Below are 26469 nucleotides of genomic sequence, written 5' to 3' on the forward strand. Positions count from 1 at the left end.
CGTTGTCCGTCACGACGCCGACGACCGTCCGTCTTTGCCTGCCTGCCCGCTGGGCAGCGGCGATCGCCTGCGCGCTTGCCCTGGCCCTGCCGCCCGCCGTGGCCGCGGCCTTCGGCTTCGACGACGTCGCCGCGCGCGCCCAGGCGGAAGCCGCCGTCGCCTACCGTGCGCCGGTCCGCGTGCCCGCTGACCTCGCCGCGTTGAGCTACGACCAGTACCGCGACATCCGCTTCAAGCCCGCCAATGCGCTGTGGCGGCGCGACGGCCTGCCGTTCGAGCTGATGTTTTTCCACGCGGGGGGCTTCTTCAAGGAGCCGGTCGCCATCCATGAAATCGTGGCCGGCAGCGTGCGCCACATCCGCTTCGACCCGGCCGACTTCGATTACGGCAAGAACCGGCTCACGCCCTCGGCCTGGGCCGATGTCGGTTTTGCAGGCTTTCGCATCCACTACCCGCTGAACACGCCGGCCTACAAGGACGAGCTGGCGGTGTTCCTCGGCGCGAGCTACTTCCGCGCGGTCGGCGCCGGCCAGCGCTACGGGCTGTCTGCGCGCGGCCTGGCGCTCGACACCACCGGCGGCGCGCGCGAGGAGTTCCCGCGCTTCAAGGAGTTCTGGATCGAGCGGCCCGCCGCCAACGCGCGCGAGCTGGTGGTCTACGCGCTGCTCGACTCGCCGCGCGCGACCGGCGCCTACCGCTTCACGCTGGTGCCCGGCGCCCAGTCGCAGGTGCGGGTGCAAGCGCGGCTGTTCCTGCGCGCCGGCGTGACCACGCTGGGCATCGCGCCGCTGACCAGCATGTTCCACCACGCCGAGAACACCCGGCGCCACGACGACTTCCGTCCCGAGCTGCACGACTCCGACGGCCTCATGGTGGCCACCGGTGACGGCGAGGGCGACGGCGAATGGCTGTGGCGGCCGCTGGTCAACCCGGGGCGCCCGGTCGCCACCTCCTTCGCCGTGCGCGAGCTGCGCGGCTTCGGGCTGATGCAGCGCGACCGCGCCTTCGCCAGCTACGAGGACCTGGAGGCGCGCTACGAGCGCCGGCCCAGCGCCTGGGTGGTGCCCGAGGGCCGCTGGGGCCCAGGCCGCGTCGAGCTGCTGCTGCTGCCGACGACCGGCGAGTTCGACGACAACGTCGTCGCCTTCTGGGTGCCGGCGCAGGCGCCCGCGCCGGGGCAAGCGCTGGACCTCGCCTACCGCATCGTCTTCCAGGGCGACGAGCAGCAGCGGCCGCCCAACGGCTGGACCGTGCAATCGCGACTGGGCCGCGGCTACGAGAAGCAGGCCCAGGGCGAATTCCAGTACGTCGTCGACTTCGCCGGGCCGGCGCTGGACGGGCTGCCGGCCGACGCCGACGTGCGAGCCGTCATCACCACCGACCGCAATGCCCGCCTGATCGAGCGCAACGCCTATCGCAACGAAGCGACCGGCGGCTGGCGCATGACCCTGCGCGTGCAGCGCATCGACGCGACGCAGCCGATCGAGCTGCGCGCCTTCCTGCAACGGGACTCCCACGCTCTCACCGAAACATGGACCACGTTCATCCCAGCCGATTGATGCGTCCGCGCCGGCCCGCCATGGCCAGCGCGCCCTCCATCCACCGCGGCGCCATGGTGCCGCGGCCCTGGACCGGGTTCCTCGCCGGCCTGCGCCAGGGACTGAACGGGCCGGCCGCGAGCGCCACGGAGTGGGAGCAGGCCGCCGCGCGCCGCCGCCGAGCGCTGCTCCTCGCGATCGGCCTGTCGGCCGTCGGCGCCGCCGGGCTGCTCGCCCATGCACAGACCGCGACCGACCAGTGGGCGCTTCGCCTCGGCCAGGTGGCGCTGTACACGCTGCTGTTCGCCTGGGTCACGGCCGGCTTCGTCACCGCGATGATGGGCTTCATCGTGCAGCTGCGCGGCGACCGGCATGCGCTGTCGGCGGCGAGCGTCGCCAATCGCCCCATCCGCGCCGATGCGCGCACCGCGATCGTGATGCCCATCTGCAACGAGAACGTCGCGGCGGTGTTCGCGGGGCTGCGCGCCACCTGCGAGTCGCTCGCCGCCACGGGCGCGTCCCGGCTGTTCGACGTGTACCTGCTGTCCGACACCAGCGATCCCACCATCCGCGCGGCCGAGCTCGCCGCCTGGGGCCAGCTGCGCGATGCCTGCGGCGACGGCGCGCGCGTGTATTACCGCTGGCGCCAGCGCCGCAGCCGCCGCAAGGCCGGCAACGTGGCCGACTTCTGCCGCCGCTGGGGCCGCAACTACCGCTACATGGTCGTGCTCGATGCCGACAGCGTGATGAGCGGCGACTGCCTGCTGTCGCTGGTGCGGCTGATGGAAGCGCATCCGCGGGCCGGCATCCTGCAGACCGCGCCGCAGGCCTGCGGCCTGTCGACCGTGCACGCGCGCGCCCAGCAGTTCGCGGGCCGCGTCACCGGCCGGCTCTTCACCGCCGGCATGCAGTACTGGCAGCTCGGCGAATCGCATTACTGGGGCCACAACGCGATCATCCGCATCGAGCCGTTCATGAAGCACTGTGCCCTTGCGCCCCTGCGCGGGCGTGGCGGCCTGAGCGGCGACATCCTGTCGCACGACTTCGTCGAGGCGGCGCTGATGCGCCGGGCCGGCTATCACGTGTGGCTGGTGACCGACCTGCCGGGCAGCTACGAGCAGCAACCGCCCAACCTGATCGAGGAGCTGCAGCGCGATCGCCGCTGGTGCCAGGGCAACCTGCAGAACGCCCGCCTGATCGCCGAGCCGGGCCTGCATGCGGTGCACCGCGCGATGCTCCTCACCGGCGCGATGGCCTACCTGTCGGCGCCGCTGTGGCTGGCCTTCGTGCTGCTGGGCACGCTGTCGTGGCTGGCCAGCGGCGCGCCGGTGATCGGCGCCGGCGAGGGCGTTCCGGTCGAGATGGTGGTCCTGTGGGGCTGCACCGTTGCGATGCTGGCGTTGCCGCGGGTGCTCGGTGTCGTCACCATCGTGCTGAAGGGCGAGTCGACGCAGTACGGCGGCACCGCGGCACTGGTGCGCGGCGCGCTGCTCGAGGGCGCGCTGTCGGTGCTGCAGGCGCCGGTGCGCATGATGGCGCACAGCATCTTCGTGGTGGTCGCGCTGACGGGCCTGCGCCTCGACTGGAAGTCGCCGCCGCGCGAAGCCGAGGCCGTCGAATGGTCCGATGCGGCCCGCCGCTTCATGCCCATCGGCGGCGCCGTGGTGGCGCTGCTCGCCGTCGTGCTGGCCATCGATGCGCGGGTCGCGCTGTGGATGCTGCCGGTGGCCTTGCCCCTGCTGCTGGCCACGCCGCTGTCCGTCCTCACCAGCCGCGTCCGGCCGGGCGAGCGCCTGCGCGCGCTCGGCGTGCTTGTCACGCCCGAGGAGTCGCGCACGCCTTCGGTGCTGCGCCAGGCCTGGGCGCATGCGCGCCAGACCCCGCCGGCGCCGCGCTGGCCGGATGTCGTCACCGACCCGTGGCTGTTCGAGGTGGTGCGCCAGTCCATGGGCATGCGCAACACGGTGACCGGCGTGCGAGGGCTGGCGCGCCGACGTCTCGTGCAGCGCGTGCTGCAGGACCAGGATGCCGACGCGGTCTCGCCGGCCGAGCGCATGCGGCTGATGAGCGAGCCGCAGCACATTGCCCATCTGCGCGATCGCCTGGCCGCGAACTCGAGCTTCGGCGCGGAGCGTGCACGCTCGTAAAGCCCGCGCGGCGCGGCCGTCTTGTCATACGACGTAACAGCCGCCCGTTCTGTGGTGTTTTTGCGTGGCAGCGTCGCACCGCGGCAGGTCTAATGACCGCATGACGGATATGAAGTTCGCAACGCTGCGCCGCGGCGCGGCCGTCATGGCCGCCGCGGCAGTGCTGCTGGGCCTGGTGTCTTGCGCCAGCGAGAAAACGCGCGGCGGCGGGCCGATCGACGTGCAGATCGCCAGCGGCGACGAGCGCATCGCGCGATGCAGCGATCACGTCGGCGCCGTGGCCATCACCGAGGCCGACAGCAACGCCCAGGCGCTCACATCGGCCGGACTTCCCCGCTCGATGGCGCCGCTGGTGCGCCAGCTGCTGATGCAGACGCGCTGCTTCGTGGTGGTCGAGCGCGGCGCCGCCTTCGCGGCGCTCGAGAACGAGATCAAGATCCGCGAGCAGCAGGGCCTCGAGCGGTCGCGCCAGATGGCCTCGATGACCGCCGCCGACTATGTCATCCGCGCCGAGATCGTGTTCGTCGAGCAGACGGGAGGCAACAAGGGCGCGATCGGCGCCGTGTTCGGCAACCTGCTGGGTGGCATCGGCGGCGAGACCCGGCAGCGCGAGGCCCTGGTCGTGATCAGCGCCGTCGATGCGCGCACCAGCGAGATCGTCGCGGCATCGTTCGGCCGCGGCACCAACGAGACGTCCGGCGTGGGCAGCATCATCCTCGGCGGCGGCCTCGTCGCCCTGCAAGGCGGCTGGCTCGACACGCCGCAGGCCAAGCCGGTGGCCGCGGCGCTCGTCGATGCGTGGAACCAGCTGCTGCCGCGGCTGATGTCCGTGCGCGACAAGAACCCGCCGAGCAAGCAGGCGCAGCAGCAAGTGCGTTGAGAACCATCAACCTCGCACGGATGAAGCTGATCGCGCTGGGCCTGCTGGCCGGCGCGGCCCTGATCTACATCGTCGCCTCCCTGCTGGAACACCGCCATCCGGCGTGGGGCTACGTCGCCGCCTTCAGCGAAGCCGCCATGGTGGGCGCGATCGCCGACTGGTTCGCGGTGGTGGCGCTGTTCCGCCACCCGATGGGCCTGCCGATTCCGCACACGGCCATCATCCCGAACAACAAGGACCGCATCGGCGAGAACCTCGCCACCTTCATCACCTCCAACTTCCTCAGCACGCCGCAGGTGCTCGACAAGCTTCGCCACTTCGACGTCGCCGCGCGCACCGCCGACTGGCTGGCCGACGAGCGGCACGCGGAGCAGGTGGCGACGCACCTGGCGGCGGCAGTGCGCTATGCGCTGGGCGCGCTGGACGACGAGCGCGTGCGGCACTTCTTTCGCACCGCGGTGATCGAGGAGCTGGTGAAGCTCGACGTCGCCACCATCGCGGGGCAGCTGCTGGACGTGCTCACCAGCGACGGCCGCCATCACGAGGTGCTGGACGCGCTGCTGCGCCGCCTCACGCGGCTGCTGGACAACGAGGCGCTGAAGGCGCAGGTCGCCGACGTGATCGCCAGCGAGGTGAAGTACCTGCGCTACGTCGGCCTGGACAATGTCGCCGGCCGCTACGCGACCACCAAGATGGTCACCGGGCTGATCCACCTGATGCGCGACATGGCCGACGATGCGGAGCATCCGCTGCGCCTGCAGTTCGACCAGGCGGTCGCGTCGGTGGCGGCTCGGCTGCGGGACGATCCCGAGCTGCGCGCCCGCGTCGATGCGATCCGCCTCGAGCTGCTGGCGAGCCCGGCGCTTGCCGGCTACCTGCAGGGCCTGTGGAGCAGCCTGGTCGAATGGATGCGGGCCGACCTGGAGGGACCCGACTCGACCCTGCGCGCCCGCACCATCGCCGCCATCCGACTGGTGGGCGACAAGCTGCGCGCGGACACCGCCATGCAGGGCTGGATCAACGAGCAGCTCGTCGCCAACGCGCCGCGCTGGATCGACCGCTACCGCGAGGACATCCGCCGCTACATCATCGCGCGCGTGGGCGAATGGAACAGCCGCGAGATGACCGACGAGCTGGAGCGCAACATCGGGCGCGACCTGCAGTTCATCCGCGTCAACGGCACATTGGTCGGCGGGATGGTGGGGCTCGTGATCCACGCCGCCACGCATGCGGCGCGGGCCCTGTGATCGCGCCGATCACCGGGGCTGCATGCGGTCGACGTGGGCGCGGATCGGCGGCGGCAGGCGGCTCAGCAGCCAGCGGATCGCGAACGGGATGAGCACGAGGTCGTCGACCACGCCGAGCAGCGGGATCGCATCGGGAATCAGGTCGATCGGCGACAGCAGGTACAGCACGATCAGCGCCGTGCCGACCTTCAGCCACGCCGGGGCGCCGGGATGGCGCAGCGCCAGCCACAGCCGGCGCGCGTCACCGCGCACGATTCGCCAGAGCACGATTGCACGTTTCCACACGGCCGTCTCCTTCGCAGGTCCAACCCCAAGATCGTGCCGCAGCGGCGAATGACAAGACCGGCGTTACACGCGCTGCCATCCTGGACAATCGCGCCACCCCGACTCCCGACCGCCCGATGAATCGACCCGACCGTGGCTTCACGCTGATCGAAGTGATGGTGGTGCTGGCCATCCTGGTGGTCCTGGCGGCGATGGCCACGCCCAGCATTCACATCAAGCTGGTGCGCGACCAGGTCGTCGAGGCGGCGAAGCTGGCCGATGTGGCGAAGGCGCCGGTGGCCCAGGCCTGGGCGGTCAAGCGGGAGCTGCCCGCCGACAACGAAGCCGCCGGCTTGCCGTCGGCCGACAAGATCGTCAGCACCTGGGTCAGTTCCGTGTCCGTGGAGGGCGGGGCCATTCACCTGACGTTCGGCAACCAGGCGAGCGCCGCGATCAGGGGCCGCCGGCTCACCTTGCGTCCGGCGGTGGTGGACGATGCGCCGGTCGTGCCCGTGTCGTGGGTCTGCGGGCATGCCAGCACCCCCGACAAGATGAGCTCGAAGGGCATCGACCGGACCGACCTCGACGCGAAGTTCCTGCCGTCGAACTGCCGCTGAGCGCTACTCGCGCCGCTGCTGCAGCGGCAGCCGCAAGGTGAAGACGCTGCCGCCTTGCGCGCCGCTGCGCGCCTCGATGCCGCCGCCGTGCAGCGTCGCCAGCTCCTTCACCACGGCGAGGCCCACGCCGAGCCCGTCGGCCATGGATGCGGTGGTCGACGAGCGCGTGAACAACTCGAAGATGTGCGGCAGAACGTCGGGCGGGATGCCGACGCCGTTGTCCTCGACGTGGATCACCACCGCCGAGGCGTCGGTGGTCGCGCTGATCGACACGTGGCCGCCGAGGGGCGTGAACTTGCTCGCGTTGGTGAGCAGGTTGGTGAGCATCTGCTGCAGCCGCGCCGGGTCCGCTTCGAAGACGATGGGCACATCGGGCACGATGACCGACAGCTGCTGCTTCTTCGCATCGACCGCCTGCTGCACGGCCGCGACGGCGAGCTGCACGGCGTCGTGCAGCACGACGGGCTGCGGGATCACGCGCGCGATGCGGGCGTCGGCCCGCGTCGCCTCGGCCAGGTCGTCGAGCAGCCGCACCAGCACGGACACCTGGCGCTCCAGCACTTCGCACGGACGCTGCACCGCCGGATCGCCGATGCGCTGGATGGTGTAGCCCGCCGCACGGATGGCCGCCAGCGGATTGCGCAGCTCGTGCCCCAGCCGCACCATGAACTCGCTGCGGCGCTGGAGCTCGCCGGCCAAGGCATCGGTGCGGTGCTGCAGCGATTCGATCTGCGTGCGGACGTCGGTGCGATCGCGCAGGATCTTGCAGTAGCCGACCAGCGTGCCGTCGACGGCGCGCACCGGCTGCAGGATGCCGCTGCTCCAGAAGCGCACGCCGCTCTTGCGCAGATGCCAGCGGTCGTCCTCCGAGCGGCCGGTCCGGCGCGCCGTCTCCATTTCGTTGAAGTGCGCGCCGGCGGCGCGGTCCTCCGGCGTGAAGATGATGGCCAGCGGCTGGCCGATCGCTTCGTCGGCCGTGTAGCCCAGCACCGTCTCGGCAGCGCCCAGCCAATCGATTACCGCGCCGCGGGCGTCTGTGATCACGATGGCGTAGTCGCGGGTGTGCTCGACCACGTGCTGCAGCCACGCGAGGGAGTCGCTCTGGGCAAGGCGCTGCATGACTCAGGAGTGAGGGAAGGCTGTACATCGTAGCTGCGCAGGCGCCCCAAGGGCATCCCGGTTGCGGATAATTTCTCTCTCGCGTGTCGAGCCGCGCCGGCGCTCTCTCATGGAATCACCCGTTCAGCTGGTCTACTTCGGCGAGGTCCTGCGCGGCTTCGAGCCCGACGCGGTCCAGCGCGAGGTCGCGCGCCTGCTCAAGCTCGACGATCGGCGGGCGGCCAGGCTCTTCGCCGGCAAGCGCACCGTGCTCAAGCGACGGCTGGCGCGCGAGGACGCCGAGCGCTATGCGCGCCGGCTCGCGAAGCTCGGCGCGCTCGTCCACATCGAGCCGATGAGCGAGGCGGCCGCCGCTGGCCGCGCCCCGGCGGCGGGACGGCGTGCCACCGCCACCGTGGGAGCTCGCCGCAGGCGGCTCGTCCTGCTCACCGCACTCGCCGGGCTGGGTGCCTCAGCAGCCGTCGTCGCCGTGCTGATGCTGCGTCCGGGCGCCGAGCGGGTCCAGGGCGTGCCCGTGCTGACGCCCGAACTCGAGACGACGGCCAAGGGGCTGCTGCCCGATGCGCAGCTTCCCTTTCGCGCGTATACCGCGGCCCCGGCGCACAAGGCCTTCGCGGTGTCGGCCGGCGGCGGCTGGGGATGGCGCGGCAACAGCGCTTCGATCGACGAGGCCATGGACCGCGCGCTGGCCGAGTGCAACGCGAAACGCCCGCCGAACGCCGCGCCCTGCGACGTGATCGACACGCACTAGACAGTCGGGCGCCCTACGCCAAGTGGCGTATTCCGGCGCCGGCGCGTGCTCCGTAACCTGCGTCCGTCCATCCCAGGAAGGGCTGGAAGACTCATTCCAAGGAGCGCCTGTTCATGTCACACACCCGTCGTTCGTTCGCGAAGACCCTCACCGCCGTCGGACTGGCCGTCGGCGCCCTGAGCTTCGGCGGCCACGCCGTCGCCGCCGACACCATCAAGGTCGGCATCCTGCACTCGCTGTCGGGCACGATGGCGATCTCCGAGACGGTCCTGAAGGACGTCGCGCTGATGACCATCGACGAGATCAACGCCAAGGGCGGCGTCATGGGCAAGAAGCTCGAGCCGGTGGTCGTCGACCCGGCCTCCAACTGGCCGCTGTTCGCCGAGAAGGCGAAGCAGCTCATCACGCAGGACAAGGTGGCCGTGATGTTCGGCTGCTGGACCAGCGTGTCGCGCAAGTCGGTGCTGCCCGTCGTCGAGGAGCTGAACGGGCTGCTGTTCTACCCGGTGCAGTACGAGGGCGAGGAGCTGAGCAAGAACGTCTTCTACACCGGCGCGGCGCCCAACCAGCAGGCCATCCCCGCGGTCGAGTACCTGATGAGCAAGGACGGCGGCGGCGCCAAGCGCTTCGTGCTGCTCGGCACCGACTACGTCTATCCGCGCACCACCAACAAGATCCTGCGCGCCTTCCTGAAGAGCAAGGGCGTGAAGGACAGCGACATCGACGAGAAGTACACGCCGTTCGGCCACAGCGACTACCAGACCATCGTCGCCGACATCAAGAAGTTCGCCGCCGGCGGCAAGACCGCCGTCATCTCGACGATCAACGGCGACTCCAACGTGCCCTTCTACAAGGAGCTCGGCAACCAGGGCCTCAAGGCCAAGGACGTCCCCGTCGTGGCGTTCTCCGTCGGCGAGGAAGAGCTGCGCGGCGTCGACACCAAGCCGCTGGTCGGCCACCTGGCGGCCTGGAACTACTTCATGAGCCTCAAGAACCCGGCCAATGAAGCGTTCAAGAAGAAGTGGGCCGACTACGCCAAGGCGAAGAAGCTGCCGGGCGCCGACAAGCCGCTGACCAACGATCCGATGGAAGCGACCTACATCGGCATCCACATGTGGAAGCAGGCGGTCGAGAAGGCCAAGAGCACCGACACCGACAAGGTCGTCGCCGCGATGGCCGGCCAGACCTTCCAGGCGCCGGGCGGCTTCACGTCGACGATGGACGCGAAGAACCATCACCTGCACAAGCCGGTGTTCATCGGCGAGGTCAAGGCCGATGGGCAGTTCAACGTCGTGTGGAAGACCCCGGCGCCGGTGAAGGCCAAGCCGTGGAGTCCGTACATCGACGGCAACGACAAGAAGAAGGACGAGCCGGAGAAGAAGTAAGCCTGTGGCGCCGTCGCCCCCGGGGCGACGGCGCCCTTGCGTTGCCCATCGCTTGTTCGTACCGCTCAATCGTCCGTTCGCACTGAGGTATCGACGTGCCTGCACGAGCCGTGGCAGGCGCTTCGATACCTCAGCCCGCACGGAGGTCGGCTGACTTCATGCTCTCCACTTCACTCCGATCTGTTTTCGCAATGCTCGCCGTGGTGCTGCCCTTGGCGGCCCACGCGCTGACGCCCGACCAGGTGCGCGCCATGGCCACCGGCGACAACGACGCCCGTGCCGAAGCCATCGCCAAGGTGGCCGCCAGCGGCGATCCGCGGGCCCCCGCCTTCTTCCAGGCCCTGCTCGACGACGCCGTCAAGACGGCCGGCGACCGTGTGTTCGTCGTGCGCGACGACAAGGCCACCGACGCGGCCACCGGTGCACCCGCGACGCTGCCGCCCGATGCGGAAGACATCGTCAACAGCAATCGCATGCGCGGCGAGATCGAGGCCGCGCTCGCCTCGCTGAAGCTGCTCTCGCCCGATGTGTCGCAGCGTGCCGCGGCCATCCGCGAGCTCGGCGGCGCGGCCGACGAAGGCCGCCTGCCGCTCATCGACAAGGCCTATGCCGCCGAAAGCGATGCCGGGCTCAAGGCGCAGCTCGGCCTGCTCCGCGCGGCAGTGCTGATCTCCGGCAGCGACAAGGCCAAGCGCCTCGAGGCCGCGAAGTCGCTGGCCGACAGCCGCGAGCCGGCGACGAAGACGCTGCTGCTCGAGCGGCTGAAGCCCGATGCCGAAACCGAGCCCGAGGTGCGCACCCAGCTGAAGCTCGCGCTGTCGGCCATCGAGTCGCGGCTCGCGTGGGGAGAGCGCCTCGGCGTCGCGTTCACCGGCGTGAGCCTGGGCTCGGTGCTGCTGCTCGTGGCGCTCGGCCTCGCCATCACCTACGGGCTGATGGGCGTGATCAACATGGCGCACGGCGAGCTGATGATGATCGGCGCCTACGCGACCTACGTCGTGCAGAACCTCTTCAAGGCCTGGCTGCCGGGCCTGTTCGACTGGTACATCGTCGCGGCGATCCCGGCCGCCTTCCTCGCCGCGGGCCTGGTCGGCGCCGCGATGGAGCGCAGCGTGATCCGCTTCCTGTACGGCCGCCCGCTGGAGACCCTGCTGGCCACCTGGGGCATCAGCCTGGTGCTGATGCAGGCGGTGCGCTCCGCGTTCGGCGCGCAGAACGTGCAGGTCGAGAACCCGGGCTGGCTGTCCGGCGGCGTGCAGGCGCTGTCCAACCTGACCCTGCCGTTCAACCGCATCGCGATCATCGTCTTCGCCGCGCTGGTGCTGGCGGGGCTGGCCTTCATGGTGGCGCGCACGCGGCTCGGGCTGTTCGTGCGCGGCGTGACGCAGAACCGGCCGATGGCCGCCTGCATGGGCGTGGACACGGCCAAGGTCGACACCTATGCCTTCGCACTCGGCTCGGGGATCGCGGGGCTCGCGGGCTGCGCGCTCTCGCAGGTGGGCAATGTGGGTCCCGACCTCGGGCAGGGCTACATCGTCGACTCGTTCATGGTGGTCGTGCTCGGCGGCGTCGGCCAGCTCGCCGGCACGGTCTACGCGGCCCTCGGACTCGGCGTGCTCAACAAGCTGCTCGAAGGGTGGCAGGGCGCGGTGCTCGCGAAGATCATGGTGCTCGTCTTCATCGTCGTGTTCATCCAGAAGCGTCCGCAAGGACTCTTCGCGATGAAGGGCCGGAGCGCCGAAGCATGAGCGCCTTGCCGAACCGACCCCTCCCCCCGACCCTCTCCCCCGTGTCCGGAGCGAGGGCGCCCTACGCCCTCTCCCGCTGGCGGGAGAGGGCCGGGGTGAGGGCGGGAGTCCTCGCTGCGCTGATCGCCGTGACGGTGCTCGCGCCCGTGCTCAACCTGCTCGTCCCCATCGGCCACCCGCTGCACTTGAGCGACTACGCCGTCGCGCTGATCGGCAAGATCATGTGCTACGCGATCTGCGCGCTGGCGATGGACCTGATATGGGGCTACACCGGCATCCTGTCGCTGGGTCACGGCGTGTTCTTCGCGCTCGGCGGGTACGCCATGGGCATGTACCTCATGCGCCAGATCGGCCGCGACGGCAACTACCAGAGCGAGCTGCCCGATTTCATGGTGTTCCTCGACTGGAAGACGCTGCCGTGGCACTGGTCGGTCAGCGACAGCTTCGCCGCGACGCTGCTGCTGATCGTGCTCGTGCCCGGCCTTCTGGCCTTCGTGTTCGGCTACTTCGCATTCCGCTCGCGAATCAAGGGCGTGTACTTCTCCATCATCACGCAGGCGATGACGTTCGCGACGATGCTGCTGTTCTTCCGCAACGAGACCGGCTTCGGCGGCAACAACGGCTTCACCGACTTCAAGCGAATCCTCGGCGTCGCCATCGCCAGGCCGTCGACGCGCATGGTGCTGTTCGTGCTGACCGGGCTCACGCTGATCGGCTTCTTCCTGTTCGCGCGCTGGCTGGTGGCCAGCAAGTTCGGCCGCGTGCTGCAGGCCATCCGCGACGCCGAGTCGCGCGTCATGTTCACCGGCTACGACCCGCTGCGCTACAAGCTCACCATCTGGGTGATCTCGGCGGTGATGTGCGGCATCGCGGGCGCGCTCTACGTGCCCCAGGTGGGCATCATCAACCCGAGCGAGATGTCTCCGGCAGCCAGCATCGAGATCGCCATCTGGACCGCGGTGGGCGGGCGCGCCTCGCTGGTCGGGCCCATCGTCGGCGCCTTCTTCGTCAACGGCGCGAAGAGCTGGTTCACGCAGGCGTTCCCGGAGTTCTGGCTGTACTTCCTCGGCGCGCTGTTCATCGCGGTGACGCTGTTCCTTCCGCAGGGAATCATCGGGCTGCTCACTCGCCGCAAGCAGGAGCCGCGCGCATGACGCCCGACCTGATGGAAGCCGGCGCGCGCGTGCGCGCTGCCATGGAAGCGAAGAAGGCCAACCCGGGCAGCTCGGGCGGCCGCTCGGCCAGCTACGGCCACGTCGTGCACGAGGGCGAGGTCGACACGCGGCACGGACCCATCCTCTACCTCGACGAGATCACGGTCAGCTTCGACGGCTTCAAGGCGCTCGATGCGCTGTCGCTGTGGATAGGCGCCGGCGAGCTGCGCTGCATCATCGGCCCGAACGGCGCCGGCAAGACCACGATGATGGACGTGATCACCGGCAAGACGCGGCCCGACGCGGGCAAGGCGTTCTTCGGCTCCACCATCGACCTGCTGCGCCTGCGCGAGAACCAGATCGCGTCGATCGGCATCGGCCGCAAGTTCCAGAAGCCGACCGTGTTCGAGCACCTGTCGGTGTTCCAGAACCTCGAGCTCGCGTTGAAGGACGACCGGGGCGTGAAGGCGGCCATGTTCTTCCGGCTCTCGGGCGAGCAGCTCGACCGCATCGGCGCGATGCTGGAACTCATCCACCTGAAGGACAGTGCGCAGCGCACCGCCGGCGCGCTGTCGCACGGCCAGAAGCAGTGGCTGGAGATCGGCATGCTGCTGATGCAGGATCCCAAGCTGCTGCTGCTCGACGAGCCGGTGGCCGGCATGACCGACGAGGAGACCGATCGCACCGCCGAGCTGTTCCGCTCGCTGCAGGGCAATCACTCGCTGGTCGTCGTCGAGCACGACATGAAGTTCATCCACGCGCTGACGCACGACGATCCGTCGAAGAAGGTGACGGTGCTGCACGAGGGCAGCGTGCTGGCGGAGGGCTCGCTGGTGGAGGTGCAGGCGAACGAGAAGGTGGTCGAGGTCTATCTCGGAAGGTGAGACGGGCATGCTCAAGGTCAACGGCATCAACCAGTATTACGGCGGTTCGCACATCCTGCGCAACGTCGGATTCGACGCGGAGCTCGGCCAGGTGACGGTCGTGCTGGGCCGCAACGGCGTCGGCAAGACCACGCTGCTGAAGAGCCTGATGGGCGTCGTCCCGGTGAAGACCGGCACCATCCGCCTCGACGGCGCCGACATCACGCGCGACACGCCGTACGAGCGCGTGCGCCGCGGCATCGGCTACGTGCCGCAGGGCCGCGAGATCTTCGGCCGCCTGACCGTCGAGGAGAACCTGCGCATGGGCCTGGCCTACAAGCCGGGGAGCACGGCCATCCCGGCCGAGCTGTTCGAGCTGTTCCCGGTGCTCAAGCAGATGCTCCATCGCCGCGGCGGCGACCTGTCCGGCGGACAGCAGCAGCAGCTGGCCATCGCCCGCGCCCTCGCCGCGGGCCCCAAGCTGCTGATCCTCGACGAGCCCACCGAGGGCATCCAGCCGAGCATCATCAAGGACATCGGCCGCGTGATCCGCATGCTCGCCGACCGCAAGACGATGGCCATCGTGCTGGTGGAGCAGTACTACGACTTCGCGGCCGAGCTCGCCGACCAGTACCTGGTGATGGAGCGCGGCGAGGTCGTGCAGAGCGGACGCGGAAAGGACATGACGATCGACGGCGTGCGGCAGCGCATGTCGATCTAGGTGCCTTGGGAGAGCGCCGCGCTCTTCCGCACCACGTCTAAGGCGCCGGCGGCGGGATGAGCGCATCGCTCATGCCCATCAGCCCCAGCTCGGTGGCGCGGCGCAGCGAAGCGACGGCCGCGTCGGGGCCGCTGAGGTTGCGCGTGGCCGCGGCCGAGAAGATCAGGTGGCTCGTGTCGCGCACGCCGTGGATGTCGGGCTGGATGTGATAGACGTCGGCGGTCATGTCGCGCAGCACGGCGTCCACGTCGGCCTGGGTGACGGCGCCCTTGGGGCCACTGCCCGGCACGCGGCGGTAGTCCTCGTTCGAGGTGACCCACACCGAGCCGTCGCGTGCCTGGAACACCCCGAGCATGTGACCGATGCTGCCGCTGCGAGGCTGCACATCCACGCTGCCCAGCGACTTGAAGCCGGCCTGCGTGAGCAGGCGGGTCTGCAGGTAGAGCTTGCTTTCGCAGTCGCCGATGTGGCGGCCGGCGCGCGAGCCCTGCGAGGTGATGTCGCTCCAAGCGTCGGGTGACCGTGCATCCATGACGGTGATCTGCGTGCCGCGCCGCATCGGGGGATCGCCGGCGCGCGCGGCTGCGCGGGCATCGGCCAGCGAATCGAACTCGTGCACCTGGCCCTGCCGGTCGCGATAGAACGCATGCGGCTGCGGGTTGGCGCCGTAGCGCGGATCGCTTGCGCCGGCCGCGCTGTAGTGCACGATGGAGCCGTTCGTGATCTCGCTGGCCGCCTGCATGATGCGATGAGGGTGGGGCGGCTGGATGAACATAGGGCGGCCATAGGCCTTCATGTAGCGCATCGCCTGGGCTTCGGTGGGCGGGTTGGCCACGCCGCCGGACAGCCACGAGACGCGATTCACCATGCGCGCGTTCGCGGCGAAGCCGTCGAGGTCGTTGACGGCCTGGTTGCCCCGCGCGCCCCACGTCAGGTCGACGCTCCAGCGTTCGCGCGTGCCGTGCGTCGTCGCGCCCAGCATGTGCGCGGTGATCACCGCCTGCTGCGAGGGCTGGCCGCGGCCGCCCGGCGCCGGCAGCGGGAAGCCGAGCTTCTTCAGCTCCTGCTCGGCAGCCTTGTAGTCGCCGCGGCGCAGCGCTTCGGTGGCGGCCTTGAAGCTGCGCTGCGTCGCGCGCAGATCCGCCTCGGGCAGCACGCTGGCGCGCACGTTGAAGTTCTGCACCGTCGTGTTCATGGCTTCCATGCGCCGCAGGTCGATCGGCGCGGGCACCGGCGGCGGCGCCGCCACTGCCGGTGCCTGCGCACGCGTGCCGCCGGGCACCTGCGGGGCGTTGTACAGCGGCGTCCCGGCACCCGCGGGATGACGGGCGTCCGCGTGGGCGATGTCGGGCCCGAACGAGAACGGCTCGGCGGCGTCCGTCGATCGGGTGAGCGACTGCACCGCCGGGTGCAGGTCGTGCAGCGCCATCTCGGCCCAGGGGTCGCGTTGGCCCGCGCCGCCTTCGAGCCCGGCCGGGGCCGCATCGGCTGTGGGGGCGCCATCGGCCGGGACGTCGCACGATGTTGTGGGCGGCAGGCCGGTGGTCGCGGAGCAGGTGGCGGGGTGGATCGAAGCCATGGTGTCGGTTCTTTCGAAGTGGTGGACACCCCAGCTATCGGAATCGGACGGCATTTCGATCCATCGACGTCCCACGTTCGCAGGGTGGGAGCGATCCCAGCGACGCGGCACGGAGGTCGGCGGCTGCCTCATCCTTGCGGGGGCAGTTGGCTTTTCGTAGGCTCGGTGACTCGCAGTCTTCGAGGGGCGGCCATGTTCGGATGGAGTCGGGCGCTGATGGCGGCAGCTGTTGCAGCAGCCTCGGGTCTCGCCGGCTGCGGAGGAGGCGCGCCGCTGCCGCCCGTACCCCACGATGAGGCCGCGAACGAGCGGCAGCAGCAGGCCTTCGTCGAAGCCCTGAAGCCGCGCCGGGCCGGGCGGCCGGTGGTCGCGGTGCTCGCCTTGAACGAAGGCACCGAGATGACCGACCTGCTGCTGCCGCATGCGGTGCTGCAGCGGGCCGGGGTGGCCGAGCTGCGCGTGGTCGCGCCGCGCGCCGGACGGGTGGTGCTGTATCCCGCGCTGCAGATCGACGGCGCGCAGGACTTCGCCGCGTTCGAGCAGATCCATCCTTCCGGCGCCGACTACGTGATCGTGCCGGCCATGCGTGATGACGACGATCCCGCGGTCACGGCCTGGCTGCGACGACAGGCGCAGCGCGGCGCACGGGTCATCGGCGTGTGCGTCGGCGGGCTGGTGGTGGGGCGGGCCGGACTGCTCGACGGCCGCCGTTTCGCGAGCCACTGGTACTACCGCGGCAAGCTGCTCGATCGCCATCCGAGCGGCACCTATGTGCCGCATCAGCGCTACGTGGTGGATCGCGATGTCGCCACCACCACCGGCATCACCGCCTCGGTGCCGACCATGCTGGCGCTGGTCGAGGCCATCGGCGGCCGCGACAGGGCGCAGGCCTTGGCGGCCGAGCTCGGCGTGGCCTCATGGACCCCCGTGCACGACAGCACCCCGTTCGCCCTCGATGCCGGGCGGGCACTGGGCTATGTGCTGAACAAGGCGACGTTCTGGCGCCGCGAGCGCTGGAGCGTCGACGTGCGTGACGGCATGGACGACGTGGCCCTCGCCCTGGCCGCCGATGCCTGGTCGCGCACCGGCCGCGTCGATGTCGAAGCCACGGCCGCGCGGCCGGTGACCCTGCGCAGCGGGCTGGTGCCGGTGGCGCAGCCTGCTGCGCAGGCGTTGCCGCGCCTGCCCCTGGTGCCGGCACTCAAGCCGGTGCAGCAGCTGGACCGCACGCTGTGCGAGATCGGCGAGCGCTACGGCACGTCGGCGCGCGACCGGGTCATGCTGGAGATGGAGTATCCGCAAGCAGCTGGCGCCTGCGCGGGTTGACCCGTGCTTCGCAGGTCCGGGTCCCTGATGGCGCCGGCCGTTCGGCGATCGACACCCATGCCGCATTTCGACGCGAGGCACGTCGATTGCTGATCCTGGGGTGACGGTAAGCGGCCGTCACCTTGGAAAGAGATCTGCCATGGACAAGCCCAGCATCGCGATGGCCATCATCGGCGCGGCGGCCGCGAGCCTGGTGTTCGGCGGCGCCTCCGACCCGAAGGCGGGCAGCATGCGCCACGACGTGCCGGCGCCTTCGGTCGGTGTGTCCTCACCCCGCGCGGCGAATCCGCTGGACTGCCCCGAGCAGCCGGTGGCGCGCCGGCCCAACCCGCCGGTCGTGCCGCCCACCGGGCCCACCGATCGACAGGTCAACACCTCGGGCACCGGCGCCGCCGGCGGTGCGGGGACCGTCGCGCCGACCCGGGCCGACGATCCGTGCGCGCCGACCGGACGCATGGCCGACCGGCTGCGCAGCGGCACCCCTTACCCGGCGTCGGGCGCCTCCCGGTAAATCAAGAGCTCCAGATGCGCGGCGCGCATGGCGCCAGCTGCCATGCGGTCTGGCGCCAGCGCTTCCACACCGCCACCATCAGCTTCATCATCGGCTCGACCCGCGGCGCCAGCACGCGCAGCACGACGACGCGCTCGCTGGGCGCGGTCGCTCCGGCGGTGCGGGCCAAGGGGTCGGCGGCGACGAGTTCGCGCGTGCCATCGAGCAGCGCTTCGCGGCGCGGCGCGTCGAGCGCCACTCCGGCGGCCAGCCACATCGTTCCGCTGACCGCGTGAGCGGCCCAGCCGAGCGGCGAGCGCAGCAGCCGCGTGTCGGCGCCGTCGACGATGCCGCGCTCCAGCCAGGTGCCCGGCAGCTCGATGTGCTGCACGAAGCGCCCGTGGTCGAAGGCTTCGCCGCTGGCGGGCAGGCCGAGCGCCAGCAGGTCCCAGCCGATCATCTCGGCGCCGGGTGCGAGCTCGAAGCGCAGGTGGTTGCTGCCACGCGCGCCGCGGTGGCAGATGGTTTCCAGCGGCAGCCACTCGAGCCGGGCACCGGCGCCCACGCGCGCGATGGCCGACTGCCGTGCTTCGTCGCCGGCGCTGCGGTAGAAGCGCGCCGCGCCGGGGGTGGTGAGCAGCGCGTGGGCACCGTCTTCGAGCTCGGCCGCAATCTCCAGCACGTCGCCGCCGACGATGCCGCCGGGCGGGTGCACCAGCACGTTGTGGCACACGGCCGGCGCTTCCGGATAGAGGCTTTGCAGCACGCGCAGCGGGCCGCGATGCCGGTCGTGCAGCCGGGTACGCTCGCCTTCGCGTCGGTAGTGCAGATCGAGTCGGCCGAGCCAGCCCATGGGTCGTCGTTGAATGGAGCCGCGAGTGTAGGGGCCGGCGCTGGCGCCGTGCGCGCGGAAGGAGCAAACTGTTTTCGGGCCACCGGCGCCCGCGGTGCCGGTGGCGCTGCCTGTTGCATCTCTTCTGACCGGAGGCCGTCATGTCGATCTCGCCCACCCTGTCGAACTTCCTGAAGGAAAGCGGCGCGCACTACGACGTCTGTGCGCATCCGCACAGCCGCACCAGCGCCGAGACCGCGCGCGTCGCGCACGTGCCGGAGCGGCTGCTGGCCAAGTCGGTGATGCTGGAGGATGACGACGGCTGCGTCATGGCGGTCGTGCCTGCGGACAGCCGGGTGCGCTTGAGCGCGCTGGCGCGCATGCTGGGCCGCTCCAACCTGCGCTTGTGCGAGGAGTCGACGCTGCGCGAGCTGTTCAAGGACTGCGACCCCGGCGCCGTGCCGGCCTTCGGCATGGCGTACGGCGTGGAGACCGCTGTCGACGACGAGCTGGTGCGCAACGCCGACATCTACGTCGAGAGCGGAGACCACGAGCAGCTGCTGCACATGTCGCGCGGCCAGTTCAGCGAGCTCATGGCGCACGCGCGCCACGGGCACTTCTGCCGCACGGAGCATTGAGCTGGCTCTTGCTGTCTTTCGGTTCTTCGAGGAGCTGAACGACTTTCTGGCGCCGCCTCGTCGCAAGCGCGAGTTCGAGCTCGCCTGTGCCGAAGCGGCGACGGTGAAGAACGCCATCGAGTCGGTGGGCGTGCCGCACACCGAGGTGGAGCTGATCGTCGCGAACGGCGACTCGGTCGACTTCGGCTACCGCGTGCGCGACGGCGACCGCATCGCGGTGTACCCGGTGTTCGAGGCGTTCGACATCACACCGCTGCTGCGCGTGCGGCCCGAGCCGCTGCGCGACCCGCGCTTCATTGCCGACGCGCAGCTCGGCGGCCTGGCGCGGCGGCTGCGGATGCTGGGCTTCGACACGCTCTACGACAACCACTTGCCGGACGACGAGATCCGCCGGCGGGCGGCCGCCGAGCACCGAACCATCCTCACGCGCGACCGGCAACTGCTCATCTGCCGCGACGTCACCCACGGCTGCTACGTGCATGCACTGAAGCCGCCGGAGCAGCTGCGCGAGATCGTCGAGCGGCTGCAGCTCGGCGGCAAGGCGCGGCCGTTCACGCGCTGCCTGTGCTGCAACGTGCCGCTGCAGGCAGTGGACAAGGCGGCGGTGCTGGACCGGCTGCCGCCCGCGGTGGCACGAGGGCAAACCCAGTTCCGACGTTGCGCCGCGTGTGATCGAATCTATTGGCCGGGGGATCACTTCCGGCGCATGCGGGCCGCGTTGGGCGAATTTTTTCTGTAGTGGGTGGTGGGCCCGGCGAGCCTGCCGACGAACGATAGACTTGCCCACCCCGGTATTGAACGAGGACGCTGCCAGTCATGACGAGCGGCGATATCCGACTCCTCTCCCGCAAGCGGGAGAGGAAGTGCATCCGGTCGCTGACGCGCGCCACATAAGCTTCCATGTACGCCAAATTCTTCGGCCTCAAGCAGGAGCCGTTCTCCATCGCGCCGGATCCGCGCTACCTCTTCATGAGCGAGCGCCATCGCGAGGCACTGGCGCACCTGCTGTACGGCGTGAACGGCGGCGGTGGCTTCGTGCTGCTGTCGGGCGAGATCGGCGCCGGCAAGACCACCGTGTGCCGCTGCTTCCTCGAGCAGATCCCGCGCCGCTGCAACGTCGCCTACATCTTCAACCCCAAGCTGACCGTCGAGGAGCTCCTCAGCTCCGTCTGCGAGGAGTTCCGCATCCCGTACGAGCACCCCGGCCCGGGCGTGCCGACGGTCAAGGACTACGTCGACGCGCTGAACCAGTACCTGCTGAAGACGCATGCCGTCGGGCAGAACAACGTGCTGATCATCGACGAAGCCCAGAACCTGTCGGCCGACGTGCTGGAGCAGCTGCGCCTGCTGACCAACCTGGAGACCAGCGAGCGCAAGCTGCTGCAGATCATTCTCATCGGCCAGCCCGAGCTGCGCGACATGTTGTCGCGGCCCGAGCTGGAGCAGCTTGCGCAGCGCGTCATCGCGCGCTTCCATCTCGAGGCGCTGTCCGAAGCCGAGACCGAGGCCTACATCCGCCACCGGCTCGGCGTCGCCGGCCTGCGCCGCGCCCTCCCGTTCGAGCGCAACGCGCTGCAGCGCATCCACCGCCTGTCGCGCGGCGTGCCGCGGCGCATCAACCTGCTGTGCGACCGTGCGCTGCTCGGCGCCTATGCCGGCGGCCTGCAGCGTGTCGACCTCGCGATCGTCGACAAGGCCGCCACCGAAGTGTTCGGTCCGAAGGAAAGCGCCGCGCCGGCGGCGGCGCGCTGGCGTCGCGCCGCGATGGTCGGCAGCGGCGTGGCCGCCGGCGCCGCCCTGTTCGCCGCGCTGTCGTGGGCACTCGACGGCTGGCGGCGGCCCGGCGCGCCGGCCACGGTGGCGCAGGCCGCCTCCGCCCCGGCGTCCGCAGCCGCGCAGGCATCGGCCGTCGCCAAGGCCGCCTCCGCGCCGGCCGCCGCGAAGGCCGCGTCGGCAACCGTCGCCGATGCGCCGGCGCGGCCGGCTTCGCTGATCCGCAGCGAGAAGGATGCGTGGCGCGAGCTGGCGCAGGCCTGGAAGGTGCAGCTCGGCGACGGCGATCCCTGCCAGGCGGCGCAGAAGCAGCAGCTGCAGTGCTTTCGCAGCCCGGCCATCAACCTGGCGCTGATCCGCCAACTGGGCCGCCCCGGCTTCGTGACGGTGCATGACGAGCAGGGCAAGCCCGGCCACGCGCTGCTGACAGGCCTCACGGCCACCAATGCCACGCTGCGCATGGGCGATGCGGTGCAGACGGTGCCGCTCACGGTTCTGGCGGACAGCTGGCGCGGCGATTTCGCGACCTTCTGGCGGGCGCCGCCCGGGTACGGCCAGCGTCCGGCGGAAGGCGAGACGAGCGCCGTCGTCGACTGGCTCGCGGTGAAGCTTGCCGCGCTGCGCGGCGAGGCCCGTCCGGCGGGCCGGCAGCCGATGGATGCGACGCTCAAGTCACGCATCCACGCCTTCCAGCTCTCGCAGGGTCTCGAGGCCGACGGCCTTGCCGGCCCCATGACCTTCATGCAGCTCAACCGTGCGACCGGCGTCGACGAACCGCGCCTCGCGACTGAGAGATAACGATGTCCTACATCCTCGATGCGCTGAGACGAGCCGACGCGGAGCGCGGACGCGGTGCCGTGCCCGGGCTGCACACCCAGTCGGTGCTGCCCGGTGCCAGAGACGAACCCCGGGCCGCGGGCCTGTCGCCGATCGCGTGGATGGCGGTGGGCGCGGCCATCGTGGCCGCCGGCGCGGTGGCCTGGATGCTGTCCGGCCGCGACGACCCGCCCGCACCGGTGGCACCCGCGCCCGCGCCGGTGGCCGCGGCGCCGGCCTCGGTGGCGGCGGTGCCGGCCGCTCCGGCAGCGCCGCCCCTGGTGCTGGCGCCGGCGCCGGTGATCGCCCACGCATCGTCAAGGCCGGCGCCCACGCTCGCTGCGGCACGGCCTGCCGCGGCCGCGTCGGCCGCCGCGTCGGCCGCCGAAGAACGGGTGTATGCGGTGAATGAATTGCCCGACCCGATCCGCCGCGAGATGCCCGCACTGACCATCGGCGGGTCGATCTATTCGCAGACTCCGGCGAGCCGCTTCCTCATCATCAACGGGCAGATCTTTCACGAGGGCGACAAGGTCGCGAAGGACCTGTCGCTGGAGCAGATCAAGCTGAAGGCAGCGGTGCTGCGCTTCAAGGGCTACCGGGTCGGGATCACCTACTGAGCATCGCCTTGCGGATGCAGGCGAGCGTGTCGCGCTGCACGGCCCGAGCGAAGGCCGGCTCGTGCGCCAGCTTGAGCATCTCCACCGCGCCCTGCAGGTCGAGCATGCACTCGCCGGCCTCGCGCACGGTGGCCGCCAGCGTGCGTATGGCGGCTTCGAGCTCTTGCTCGCTGCCGCTGTCGATGAGCTTGCGCACGTCCATGGCGTCTTCCTTTCGCGTCAGAGTTTCGGTATGCGCAGCGTCTTGCTGATCATGAGGCTGCCCGACAGCACGAACAGCAGGACCAACGGGTGCAGCACCCACGGTCCGAGCTGGACCGCGCCGAGCCAGATGTCGTCGCCGAGGCGGTCCTGCCATCCCGCCACCGCCAGCACGGCCACCAGCAGCACGCTGGTCGGGATGGGCGTGCCTTCGAAGTAGGGCACCTTGGCCGCGCCGGAAGACAGGCTCTCGGCCGTCACGTTGTAGCGCGCGAGCCGGCTCACGCCGCAGCAGACGAAATAGATCAGCGCGACGATGTCCCAGCCGCCCTGCATGCCGGCGGCGAAGGCGAGCGCTGCCGGGCCGATGCCGAAGGAGATGACATCGGCCAGCGAATCGAGCTCGCGGCCGAGCGGCGACGACTGGTGGCGCCAGCGCGCGATGCGTCCATCGAGCACGTCGAAGAACAGCGCGGCCGGCGCCATCGCGGCGGCGGTGAGGAAGTGCAAGAGCGAGTGCGTGCCCACCGTGGCGGCGGCAAAGAACACCATCAGCGCCCCGCAGGCTGCATTGGCCAGCGTGAAGAAGTCCGCGAGATGGAACCCGCGGATCATCGAGAAATGCTTCATGTCGTTTCGATGCTAAGGACCACGTGCCCCGTGCGAACAGGGGCAACGGCCGATTCGCTTGTCGGAAATCGCCGACGTGGTCCTGCCCGGGTTATCACCCCAAGCCGCGAAATGCGCGATCCCGCGTTCGCGGGTCAGGACAGCAGATCGAACAGCGTGCGGGCCACCACTTTCGTCGCGCGCCGCAGATCCTCGAGCACCAGATGCTCGTCGGCGCGCTTGGCATTGCTCTCCAGCACCGTGCGCGGCCCGGCGCCGTAGATCACCGCCGCGACGCCGTGCGCGGCGTAGAGCCGCACATCGGTGTACAGCGGCGTGCCGGAGGTCGGGATGGGCTCGCCGAACACCTGCTCGCCGTGGCGCTGCAGCGCCTCCACCAGCGGCCGATTGCCCGGCAGCGGCTGCATCGAGTGGGCCAGCAGCAGCCGCTTGATCTCGACTCGCACGTTCGACGGCGCGGCCTCGGCGATCACGCGGCGCAGGGTCGACTCCACCTCGGCAGGGTTCTCCTCCGGGATCATGCGGCGATCCAGCTTGAACACGACCTTGCCGGGCACGACGTTGGTGTTGGTGCCGCCTTCGATGCGGCCGACGTTGAGATAGGGATGCGTGATGCCCGCCACCTGCGAGCGCACCTCGCGGTAGAGGCGGTTCTGGTCGTAGAGCGCGTTGAGGATGGCCACCGCTCCCTGCAGCGCATCGACGCCCGTATCGGGAATGGCCGCGTGGGCCATCCTGCCGTGCACCGTCACCTCCATCTGCAGGCAGCCGTTGTGCGCGGTCACCACCTGGTAGCTGAAGCCGGCGGCGATCAGCAGGTCAGGGCGCGTGAGCCGCTTGTCCAGCAGCCACCCCGGGCCGAGCTCGCCGCCGAACTCCTCGTCGTAGGTGAAGTGCAGCTCCACCGCGCCCTTGAGGTGCTCGCGCAGCGACTCGATGGCCCGCGTGGCGAAGGTGTAGGTCGCGAAGTCGCTCTTGCTGACCGCCGCGGCGCGGCCGTACAGCCTGCCGTCGACGATCTCGCCGCCGTATGGATCGTGCGACCAGCCTTCGCCGGGGGGCACGACGTCGCCGTGCGCATTCAGCGCGATCGTCGGTCCTTCACCGTAGCGGCGCCGCACGATGAGGTTGGTGATGGAGCCCAGGCCGTGGCCCTTCACGATCTCCGGCGGCACCGCATGCTTCTCGGCCTCGAAGCCGAAGCCCTGCAGCAGCTCGGCCGTGCGCTCGGCATGCGGCGCGTTGTTGCCGGGCGGCGTATCGGTCGGCACCTGCACCAGCGATTGCAGGAAGCGGACCTCGTCATCGAAATGAGCGTCGATCCAGGCGTCGAGTTGGGCGTAGGGCGTGGTCATGGAGTCGTGGGAGCCATCTGCTCCAGCATGTCGGCGAAGGCCTGCACCGCCAGGTCGATGTCGTGGCTGGTGCTCGATTCGAGCGGGTTGTGGCTGATGCCGGCGTTCTCGCCGCGCACGAACAGCATGGCCTGCGGCATGGCCTCGTGCAGCTTCATCGCGTCGTGGCCGGCGCCGCTGGGCATGCGGTGCACCGGCAGCCCGATCGACTGCACCGCGCGTTCCCAGCGCTGCTGCCACGCGGGGTGGCTGGGCGCGGCCGAAGCGCGCATCGATTCCTCGACGCGAAAGCCGATGCCGCGCCGCTCGCCGATCCGGCGCAGCTCGGCCATCACGTCGGCGGCCAGCGCATCGCGCGCGTCGTTGGTGGTGGCGCGCAGGTCCAGGCTGAACTGGCAGCGTCCCGGCACGACGTTGATCGAGCCGCCGGGCACGGTGAGCATGCCCACCGTGCCGACCACGTGCGGCACCGATGCGGCGCGGCGCTCGACGTAGAGCGCCAGCTCGGCCACGGCGACGGCCGCGTCGCGGCGCCGGTCCATGGGCGTGGTGCCCGCGTGGCTGGCCATGCCGGTGGCTTCGCAGACGTAGCGCACGCCGCCGTTGATCGAGGTGACGACGCCGAGCGGCAGGTCGAGCTCGTTGAGCACAGGCCCCTGTTCGATGTGCACTTCGATGAAGCCGAGGTAGCGCGCCGCATCGCGCTGCAGCGCGGCGATGGCGTCCATGGTGGCCGGCAGTCCTGCGGCGTGCATGGCCTCGCGCATCGTGACCCCATCGGCGTCGGCCTGGTCCAGCCACGCAGGGTCGAACTGGCCGACCAGCGCGCCCGAGCCGAGGAAGGTCGCCTTGTAGCGCTGGCCTTCCTCCTCTGCGAAGCCGATGACCTCGAGGCCGAAGGGCAGGCGGCGGCCGGCGCGATGCAGCTCGCGCACGCAGGCCATCGGCACCAGGATGCCGAGGCGGCCGTCGTACTTGCCGCCGTTTCGCACCGTGTCGTAGTGACTGCCGGTGAGCAGCCGGCGCGATCGCGGCGATTCGCCGTGGTACACGCCGACGACGTTGCCGACCGCATCGATGTCGACGTCGTCGAAGCCGCACTCGCGCATCCAGCCCGCGAGCCGCTGCGCGACTGAGCGGTGCGCGTCGGTGAGGTAGGTCACGGTGAGCTGGCCCTGCTCCTTGAAGCCGGGATCGCTGTCGGCGGCGAGCGCCTCGGCCCAATCCCACACGCGGTTGCCCTGCTCGGGCGCCACGCCGAGCTTGTCGTCGAGCCGGATCTCGGCGATGCGGTGGATGTTGCGCAGGCACTCCGCGAACTCGAAGTCGGGGTGGTGCTCCAGCCGCCGCTCGAAGGTCGCGATGATCTGCTCGCGGGTGAGCCCGCTGCCGCGCGGCCCGCGCACCGCCAGGATGAAAGGCCAGCCGAAGCGGGTGTTGTAGGCCGCGTTGAGCGCCTGGATGCGCGCGAATTCCTGCGGCGTGCAGTGGGTGAGCCCGGCGCGGCCCTGCTCGCTCGTCGATTCGGCCGTCAGGCTGCCGCTCACCATCGCCTTGCCGGCGAGCTCGGGGTGGGCGCGGATCAGCGCGAGCCCGGCCTCGCGGCCGGCCTCGCGCACCACCTGCACCAGCGCATGCTTGAGTTGCGCGAGCGAGCTGAACGGCCGTGCCGCCGCGGCGCGCTCGGCGATCCATGGCGAGTGTTCGTAGATGCCGTCCAGCAGCGCGGCGAACTCGGCCGGGCTACCGCCATTGAGTTGGTCCAACGTCAGCAT

Annotated in this window: 25 protein-coding genes; 17 read left to right on the forward strand and 8 right to left on the reverse strand. The window is 70.4% G+C overall.

The window, feature by feature from the left end; genetic code table 11:
• Positions 1-2: 2 nt before the first annotated feature.
• The 4 genes from P7V53_RS06595 (at position 3) to P7V53_RS06610 (ending at position 5812) form a co-directional block, all read left to right on the forward strand.
• Positions 3-1559 (forward strand): glucan biosynthesis protein G, encoded by a 1557-nt coding sequence (locus P7V53_RS06595; RefSeq protein WP_280154686.1) that lies wholly within the window; start codon positions 3-5, stop codon positions 1557-1559.
• Positions 1532-3685 (forward strand): glucans biosynthesis glucosyltransferase MdoH, encoded by a 2154-nt coding sequence (mdoH, locus tag P7V53_RS06600; protein ID WP_280154687.1) that lies wholly within the window; start codon positions 1532-1534, stop codon positions 3683-3685. The genes P7V53_RS06595 and mdoH overlap by 28 nt, the downstream gene beginning before the upstream one ends.
• A gap of 100 nt (positions 3686-3785) precedes the next feature.
• Positions 3786-4565 carry a CsgG/HfaB family protein gene (locus tag P7V53_RS06605; protein ID WP_280154688.1) on the forward strand — a complete coding sequence of 260 codons (780 nt, stop codon included), beginning with the start codon at positions 3786-3788 and terminating at the stop codon, positions 4563-4565.
• Positions 4562-5812: a DUF445 domain-containing protein gene (locus P7V53_RS06610; RefSeq protein ID WP_280154689.1), complete on the forward strand. Its 1251-nt coding sequence runs from the start codon at positions 4562-4564 to the stop codon at positions 5810-5812. Before P7V53_RS06605 ends, P7V53_RS06610 begins: the two co-directional genes overlap by 4 nt.
• 9 nt (positions 5813-5821) lie before the next feature.
• Here P7V53_RS06610 and P7V53_RS06615 read toward each other — a convergent pair whose 3' ends face one another.
• Positions 5822-6097, reverse strand: a complete 276-nt coding sequence (locus P7V53_RS06615; RefSeq protein ID WP_280154690.1) for a DUF1232 domain-containing protein — start codon at positions 6095-6097, stop codon at positions 5822-5824.
• Positions 6098-6213: 116 nt separating this feature from the next.
• On the opposite strand from P7V53_RS06615, the gene P7V53_RS06620 reads away from it, so the two are divergent.
• Positions 6214-6693: a pilin gene (locus tag P7V53_RS06620; protein WP_280154691.1), complete on the forward strand. Its 480-nt coding sequence runs from the start codon at positions 6214-6216 to the stop codon at positions 6691-6693.
• Between the two features lie 3 nt (positions 6694-6696).
• Here the strand turns inward: P7V53_RS06620 and P7V53_RS06625 are convergent, their stop codons facing one another.
• The gene (locus tag P7V53_RS06625) at positions 6697-7812 is read right to left on the reverse strand and encodes a PAS domain-containing sensor histidine kinase (protein WP_280154692.1); all 1116 of its coding nucleotides are present in this window, start codon (positions 7810-7812) and stop codon (positions 6697-6699) included.
• Positions 7813-7921: 109 nt separating this feature from the next.
• Between P7V53_RS06625 and P7V53_RS06630 the strand changes: the two genes are divergently transcribed.
• From P7V53_RS06630 to urtE, 6 genes are all read left to right on the forward strand, one after another.
• Positions 7922-8563, forward strand: coding sequence for a hypothetical protein (locus tag P7V53_RS06630; RefSeq protein ID WP_280154693.1), 642 nt, complete (start codon positions 7922-7924; stop codon positions 8561-8563).
• 113 nt (positions 8564-8676) lie between these two features.
• Positions 8677-9948, forward strand: a complete 1272-nt coding sequence (urtA, locus tag P7V53_RS06635; RefSeq protein WP_280154694.1) for an urea ABC transporter substrate-binding protein — start codon at positions 8677-8679, stop codon at positions 9946-9948.
• Positions 9949-10139: 191 nt separating this feature from the next.
• Positions 10140-11696, forward strand: a complete 1557-nt coding sequence (urtB, locus tag P7V53_RS06640; RefSeq protein ID WP_280154695.1) for an urea ABC transporter permease subunit UrtB — start codon at positions 10140-10142, stop codon at positions 11694-11696.
• Positions 11697-11791: 95 nt separating this feature from the next.
• Entirely contained in the window at positions 11792-12850 is a 1059-nt protein-coding gene (gene urtC / locus P7V53_RS06645) for an urea ABC transporter permease subunit UrtC (RefSeq protein ID WP_348273463.1), read from the forward strand.
• On the forward strand, positions 12847-13734 hold the full coding sequence (urtD, locus tag P7V53_RS06650; RefSeq protein ID WP_280154697.1) for an urea ABC transporter ATP-binding protein UrtD: 888 nt from the start codon (positions 12847-12849) through the stop codon (positions 13732-13734). Before urtC ends, urtD begins: the two co-directional genes overlap by 4 nt.
• A gap of 7 nt (positions 13735-13741) precedes the next feature.
• On the forward strand, positions 13742-14434 hold the full coding sequence (gene urtE, locus P7V53_RS06655; RefSeq protein ID WP_280154698.1) for an urea ABC transporter ATP-binding subunit UrtE: 693 nt from the start codon (positions 13742-13744) through the stop codon (positions 14432-14434).
• Positions 14435-14471: 37 nt separating this feature from the next.
• Here urtE and P7V53_RS06660 read toward each other — a convergent pair whose 3' ends face one another.
• Positions 14472-16013 (reverse strand): hypothetical protein, encoded by a 1542-nt coding sequence (locus P7V53_RS06660; protein WP_280154699.1) that lies wholly within the window; start codon positions 16011-16013, stop codon positions 14472-14474.
• A gap of 192 nt (positions 16014-16205) precedes the next feature.
• Between P7V53_RS06660 and P7V53_RS06665 the strand changes: the two genes are divergently transcribed.
• Positions 16206-17339 (forward strand): DJ-1/PfpI family protein, encoded by a 1134-nt coding sequence (locus P7V53_RS06665; RefSeq protein WP_280154700.1) that lies wholly within the window; start codon positions 16206-16208, stop codon positions 17337-17339.
• A 139-nt stretch (positions 17340-17478) separates the two neighbouring features.
• Positions 17479-17850, forward strand: coding sequence for a hypothetical protein (locus P7V53_RS06670; protein WP_280154701.1), 372 nt, complete (start codon positions 17479-17481; stop codon positions 17848-17850).
• Between the two features lies 1 nt (position 17851).
• On the opposite strand, the gene P7V53_RS06675 is transcribed toward P7V53_RS06670, so the two are convergent.
• Positions 17852-18682 (reverse strand): urease accessory protein UreD, encoded by an 831-nt coding sequence (locus P7V53_RS06675; protein WP_280154702.1) that lies wholly within the window; start codon positions 18680-18682, stop codon positions 17852-17854.
• A gap of 140 nt (positions 18683-18822) precedes the next feature.
• On the opposite strand from P7V53_RS06675, the gene P7V53_RS06680 reads away from it, so the two are divergent.
• From P7V53_RS06680 to P7V53_RS06695, 4 genes are all read left to right on the forward strand, one after another.
• Positions 18823-19299: a YbaK/EbsC family protein gene (locus P7V53_RS06680; protein ID WP_280154703.1), complete on the forward strand. Its 477-nt coding sequence runs from the start codon at positions 18823-18825 to the stop codon at positions 19297-19299.
• Between the two features lies 1 nt (position 19300).
• Positions 19301-20038 carry a Mut7-C RNAse domain-containing protein gene (locus P7V53_RS06685; RefSeq protein ID WP_280156451.1) on the forward strand — a complete coding sequence of 246 codons (738 nt, stop codon included), beginning with the start codon at positions 19301-19303 and terminating at the stop codon, positions 20036-20038.
• A gap of 161 nt (positions 20039-20199) precedes the next feature.
• Complete coding sequence (locus P7V53_RS06690) at positions 20200-21870, forward strand: AAA family ATPase (protein WP_280154704.1); 1671 nt, start codon at positions 20200-20202, stop codon at positions 21868-21870.
• Between the two features lie 2 nt (positions 21871-21872).
• Positions 21873-22508 (forward strand): general secretion pathway protein GspB, encoded by a 636-nt coding sequence (locus tag P7V53_RS06695; protein ID WP_280154705.1) that lies wholly within the window; start codon positions 21873-21875, stop codon positions 22506-22508.
• Here the strand turns inward: P7V53_RS06695 and P7V53_RS06700 are convergent.
• The 4 genes from P7V53_RS06700 to uraD all read right to left on the reverse strand — a co-directional run bounded on the left by P7V53_RS06700 (position 22498) and on the right by uraD (position 26469).
• On the reverse strand, positions 22498-22710 hold the full coding sequence (locus P7V53_RS06700) for a hypothetical protein (RefSeq protein ID WP_280154706.1): 213 nt from the start codon (positions 22708-22710) through the stop codon (positions 22498-22500). The genes P7V53_RS06695 and P7V53_RS06700 overlap by 11 nt on opposite strands.
• A 17-nt stretch (positions 22711-22727) precedes the next feature.
• Entirely contained in the window at positions 22728-23339 is a 612-nt protein-coding gene (locus tag P7V53_RS06705; protein ID WP_280154707.1) for a CDP-alcohol phosphatidyltransferase family protein, read from the reverse strand.
• A 134-nt stretch (positions 23340-23473) separates the two neighbouring features.
• A complete protein-coding gene (locus P7V53_RS06710; protein ID WP_280154708.1) occupies positions 23474-24694 on the reverse strand; it encodes a M20/M25/M40 family metallo-hydrolase in 1221 nt (406 codons plus the stop codon).
• Positions 24691-26469 (reverse strand): 2-oxo-4-hydroxy-4-carboxy-5-ureidoimidazoline decarboxylase, encoded by a 1779-nt coding sequence (gene uraD / locus P7V53_RS06715; protein WP_280154709.1) that lies wholly within the window; start codon positions 26467-26469, stop codon positions 24691-24693. Before uraD ends, P7V53_RS06710 begins: the two co-directional genes overlap by 4 nt.

Origin of the sequence: Piscinibacter sp. XHJ-5 (assembly GCF_029855045.1) — a bacterium.
Classification (GTDB): domain Bacteria; phylum Pseudomonadota; class Gammaproteobacteria; order Burkholderiales; family Burkholderiaceae_C; genus Albitalea.

Bases quoted from the DNA above. Each gene is read 5' to 3' on its own strand.
- mdoH (WP_280154687.1), top strand. From the start codon at position 1,532: ATGGACCACGTTCATCCCAGCCGATTGATGCGTCCGCGCCGGCCCGCC.
- P7V53_RS06605 (WP_280154688.1), top strand. From the start codon at position 3,786: ATGACGGATATGAAGTTCGCAACGCTGCGCCGCGGCGCGGCCGTCATG.
- P7V53_RS06620 (WP_280154691.1), top strand. From the start codon at position 6,214: ATGAATCGACCCGACCGTGGCTTCACGCTGATCGAAGTGATGGTGGTG.
- P7V53_RS06625 (WP_280154692.1), bottom strand. From the start codon at position 7,812: ATGCAGCGCCTTGCCCAGAGCGACTCCCTCGCGTGGCTGCAGCACGTG.
- P7V53_RS06630 (WP_280154693.1), top strand. From the start codon at position 7,922: ATGGAATCACCCGTTCAGCTGGTCTACTTCGGCGAGGTCCTGCGCGGC.
- urtA (WP_280154694.1), top strand. From the start codon at position 8,677: ATGTCACACACCCGTCGTTCGTTCGCGAAGACCCTCACCGCCGTCGGA.
- urtB (WP_280154695.1), top strand. From the start codon at position 10,140: ATGCTCGCCGTGGTGCTGCCCTTGGCGGCCCACGCGCTGACGCCCGAC.
- urtD (WP_280154697.1), top strand. From the start codon at position 12,847: ATGACGCCCGACCTGATGGAAGCCGGCGCGCGCGTGCGCGCTGCCATG.
- urtE (WP_280154698.1), top strand. From the start codon at position 13,742: ATGCTCAAGGTCAACGGCATCAACCAGTATTACGGCGGTTCGCACATC.
- P7V53_RS06660 (WP_280154699.1), bottom strand. From the start codon at position 16,013: ATGGCTTCGATCCACCCCGCCACCTGCTCCGCGACCACCGGCCTGCCG.
- P7V53_RS06665 (WP_280154700.1), top strand. From the start codon at position 16,206: ATGTTCGGATGGAGTCGGGCGCTGATGGCGGCAGCTGTTGCAGCAGCC.
- P7V53_RS06670 (WP_280154701.1), top strand. From the start codon at position 17,479: ATGGACAAGCCCAGCATCGCGATGGCCATCATCGGCGCGGCGGCCGCG.
- P7V53_RS06675 (WP_280154702.1), bottom strand. From the start codon at position 18,682: ATGGGCTGGCTCGGCCGACTCGATCTGCACTACCGACGCGAAGGCGAG.
- P7V53_RS06680 (WP_280154703.1), top strand. From the start codon at position 18,823: ATGTCGATCTCGCCCACCCTGTCGAACTTCCTGAAGGAAAGCGGCGCG.
- P7V53_RS06690 (WP_280154704.1), top strand. From the start codon at position 20,200: ATGTACGCCAAATTCTTCGGCCTCAAGCAGGAGCCGTTCTCCATCGCG.
- P7V53_RS06695 (WP_280154705.1), top strand. From the start codon at position 21,873: ATGTCCTACATCCTCGATGCGCTGAGACGAGCCGACGCGGAGCGCGGA.
- P7V53_RS06700 (WP_280154706.1), bottom strand. From the start codon at position 22,710: ATGGACGTGCGCAAGCTCATCGACAGCGGCAGCGAGCAAGAGCTCGAA.
- P7V53_RS06705 (WP_280154707.1), bottom strand. From the start codon at position 23,339: ATGAAGCATTTCTCGATGATCCGCGGGTTCCATCTCGCGGACTTCTTC.
- P7V53_RS06710 (WP_280154708.1), bottom strand. From the start codon at position 24,694: ATGACCACGCCCTACGCCCAACTCGACGCCTGGATCGACGCTCATTTC.
- uraD (WP_280154709.1), bottom strand. From the start codon at position 26,469: ATGCTGACGTTGGACCAACTCAATGGCGGTAGCCCGGCCGAGTTCGCC.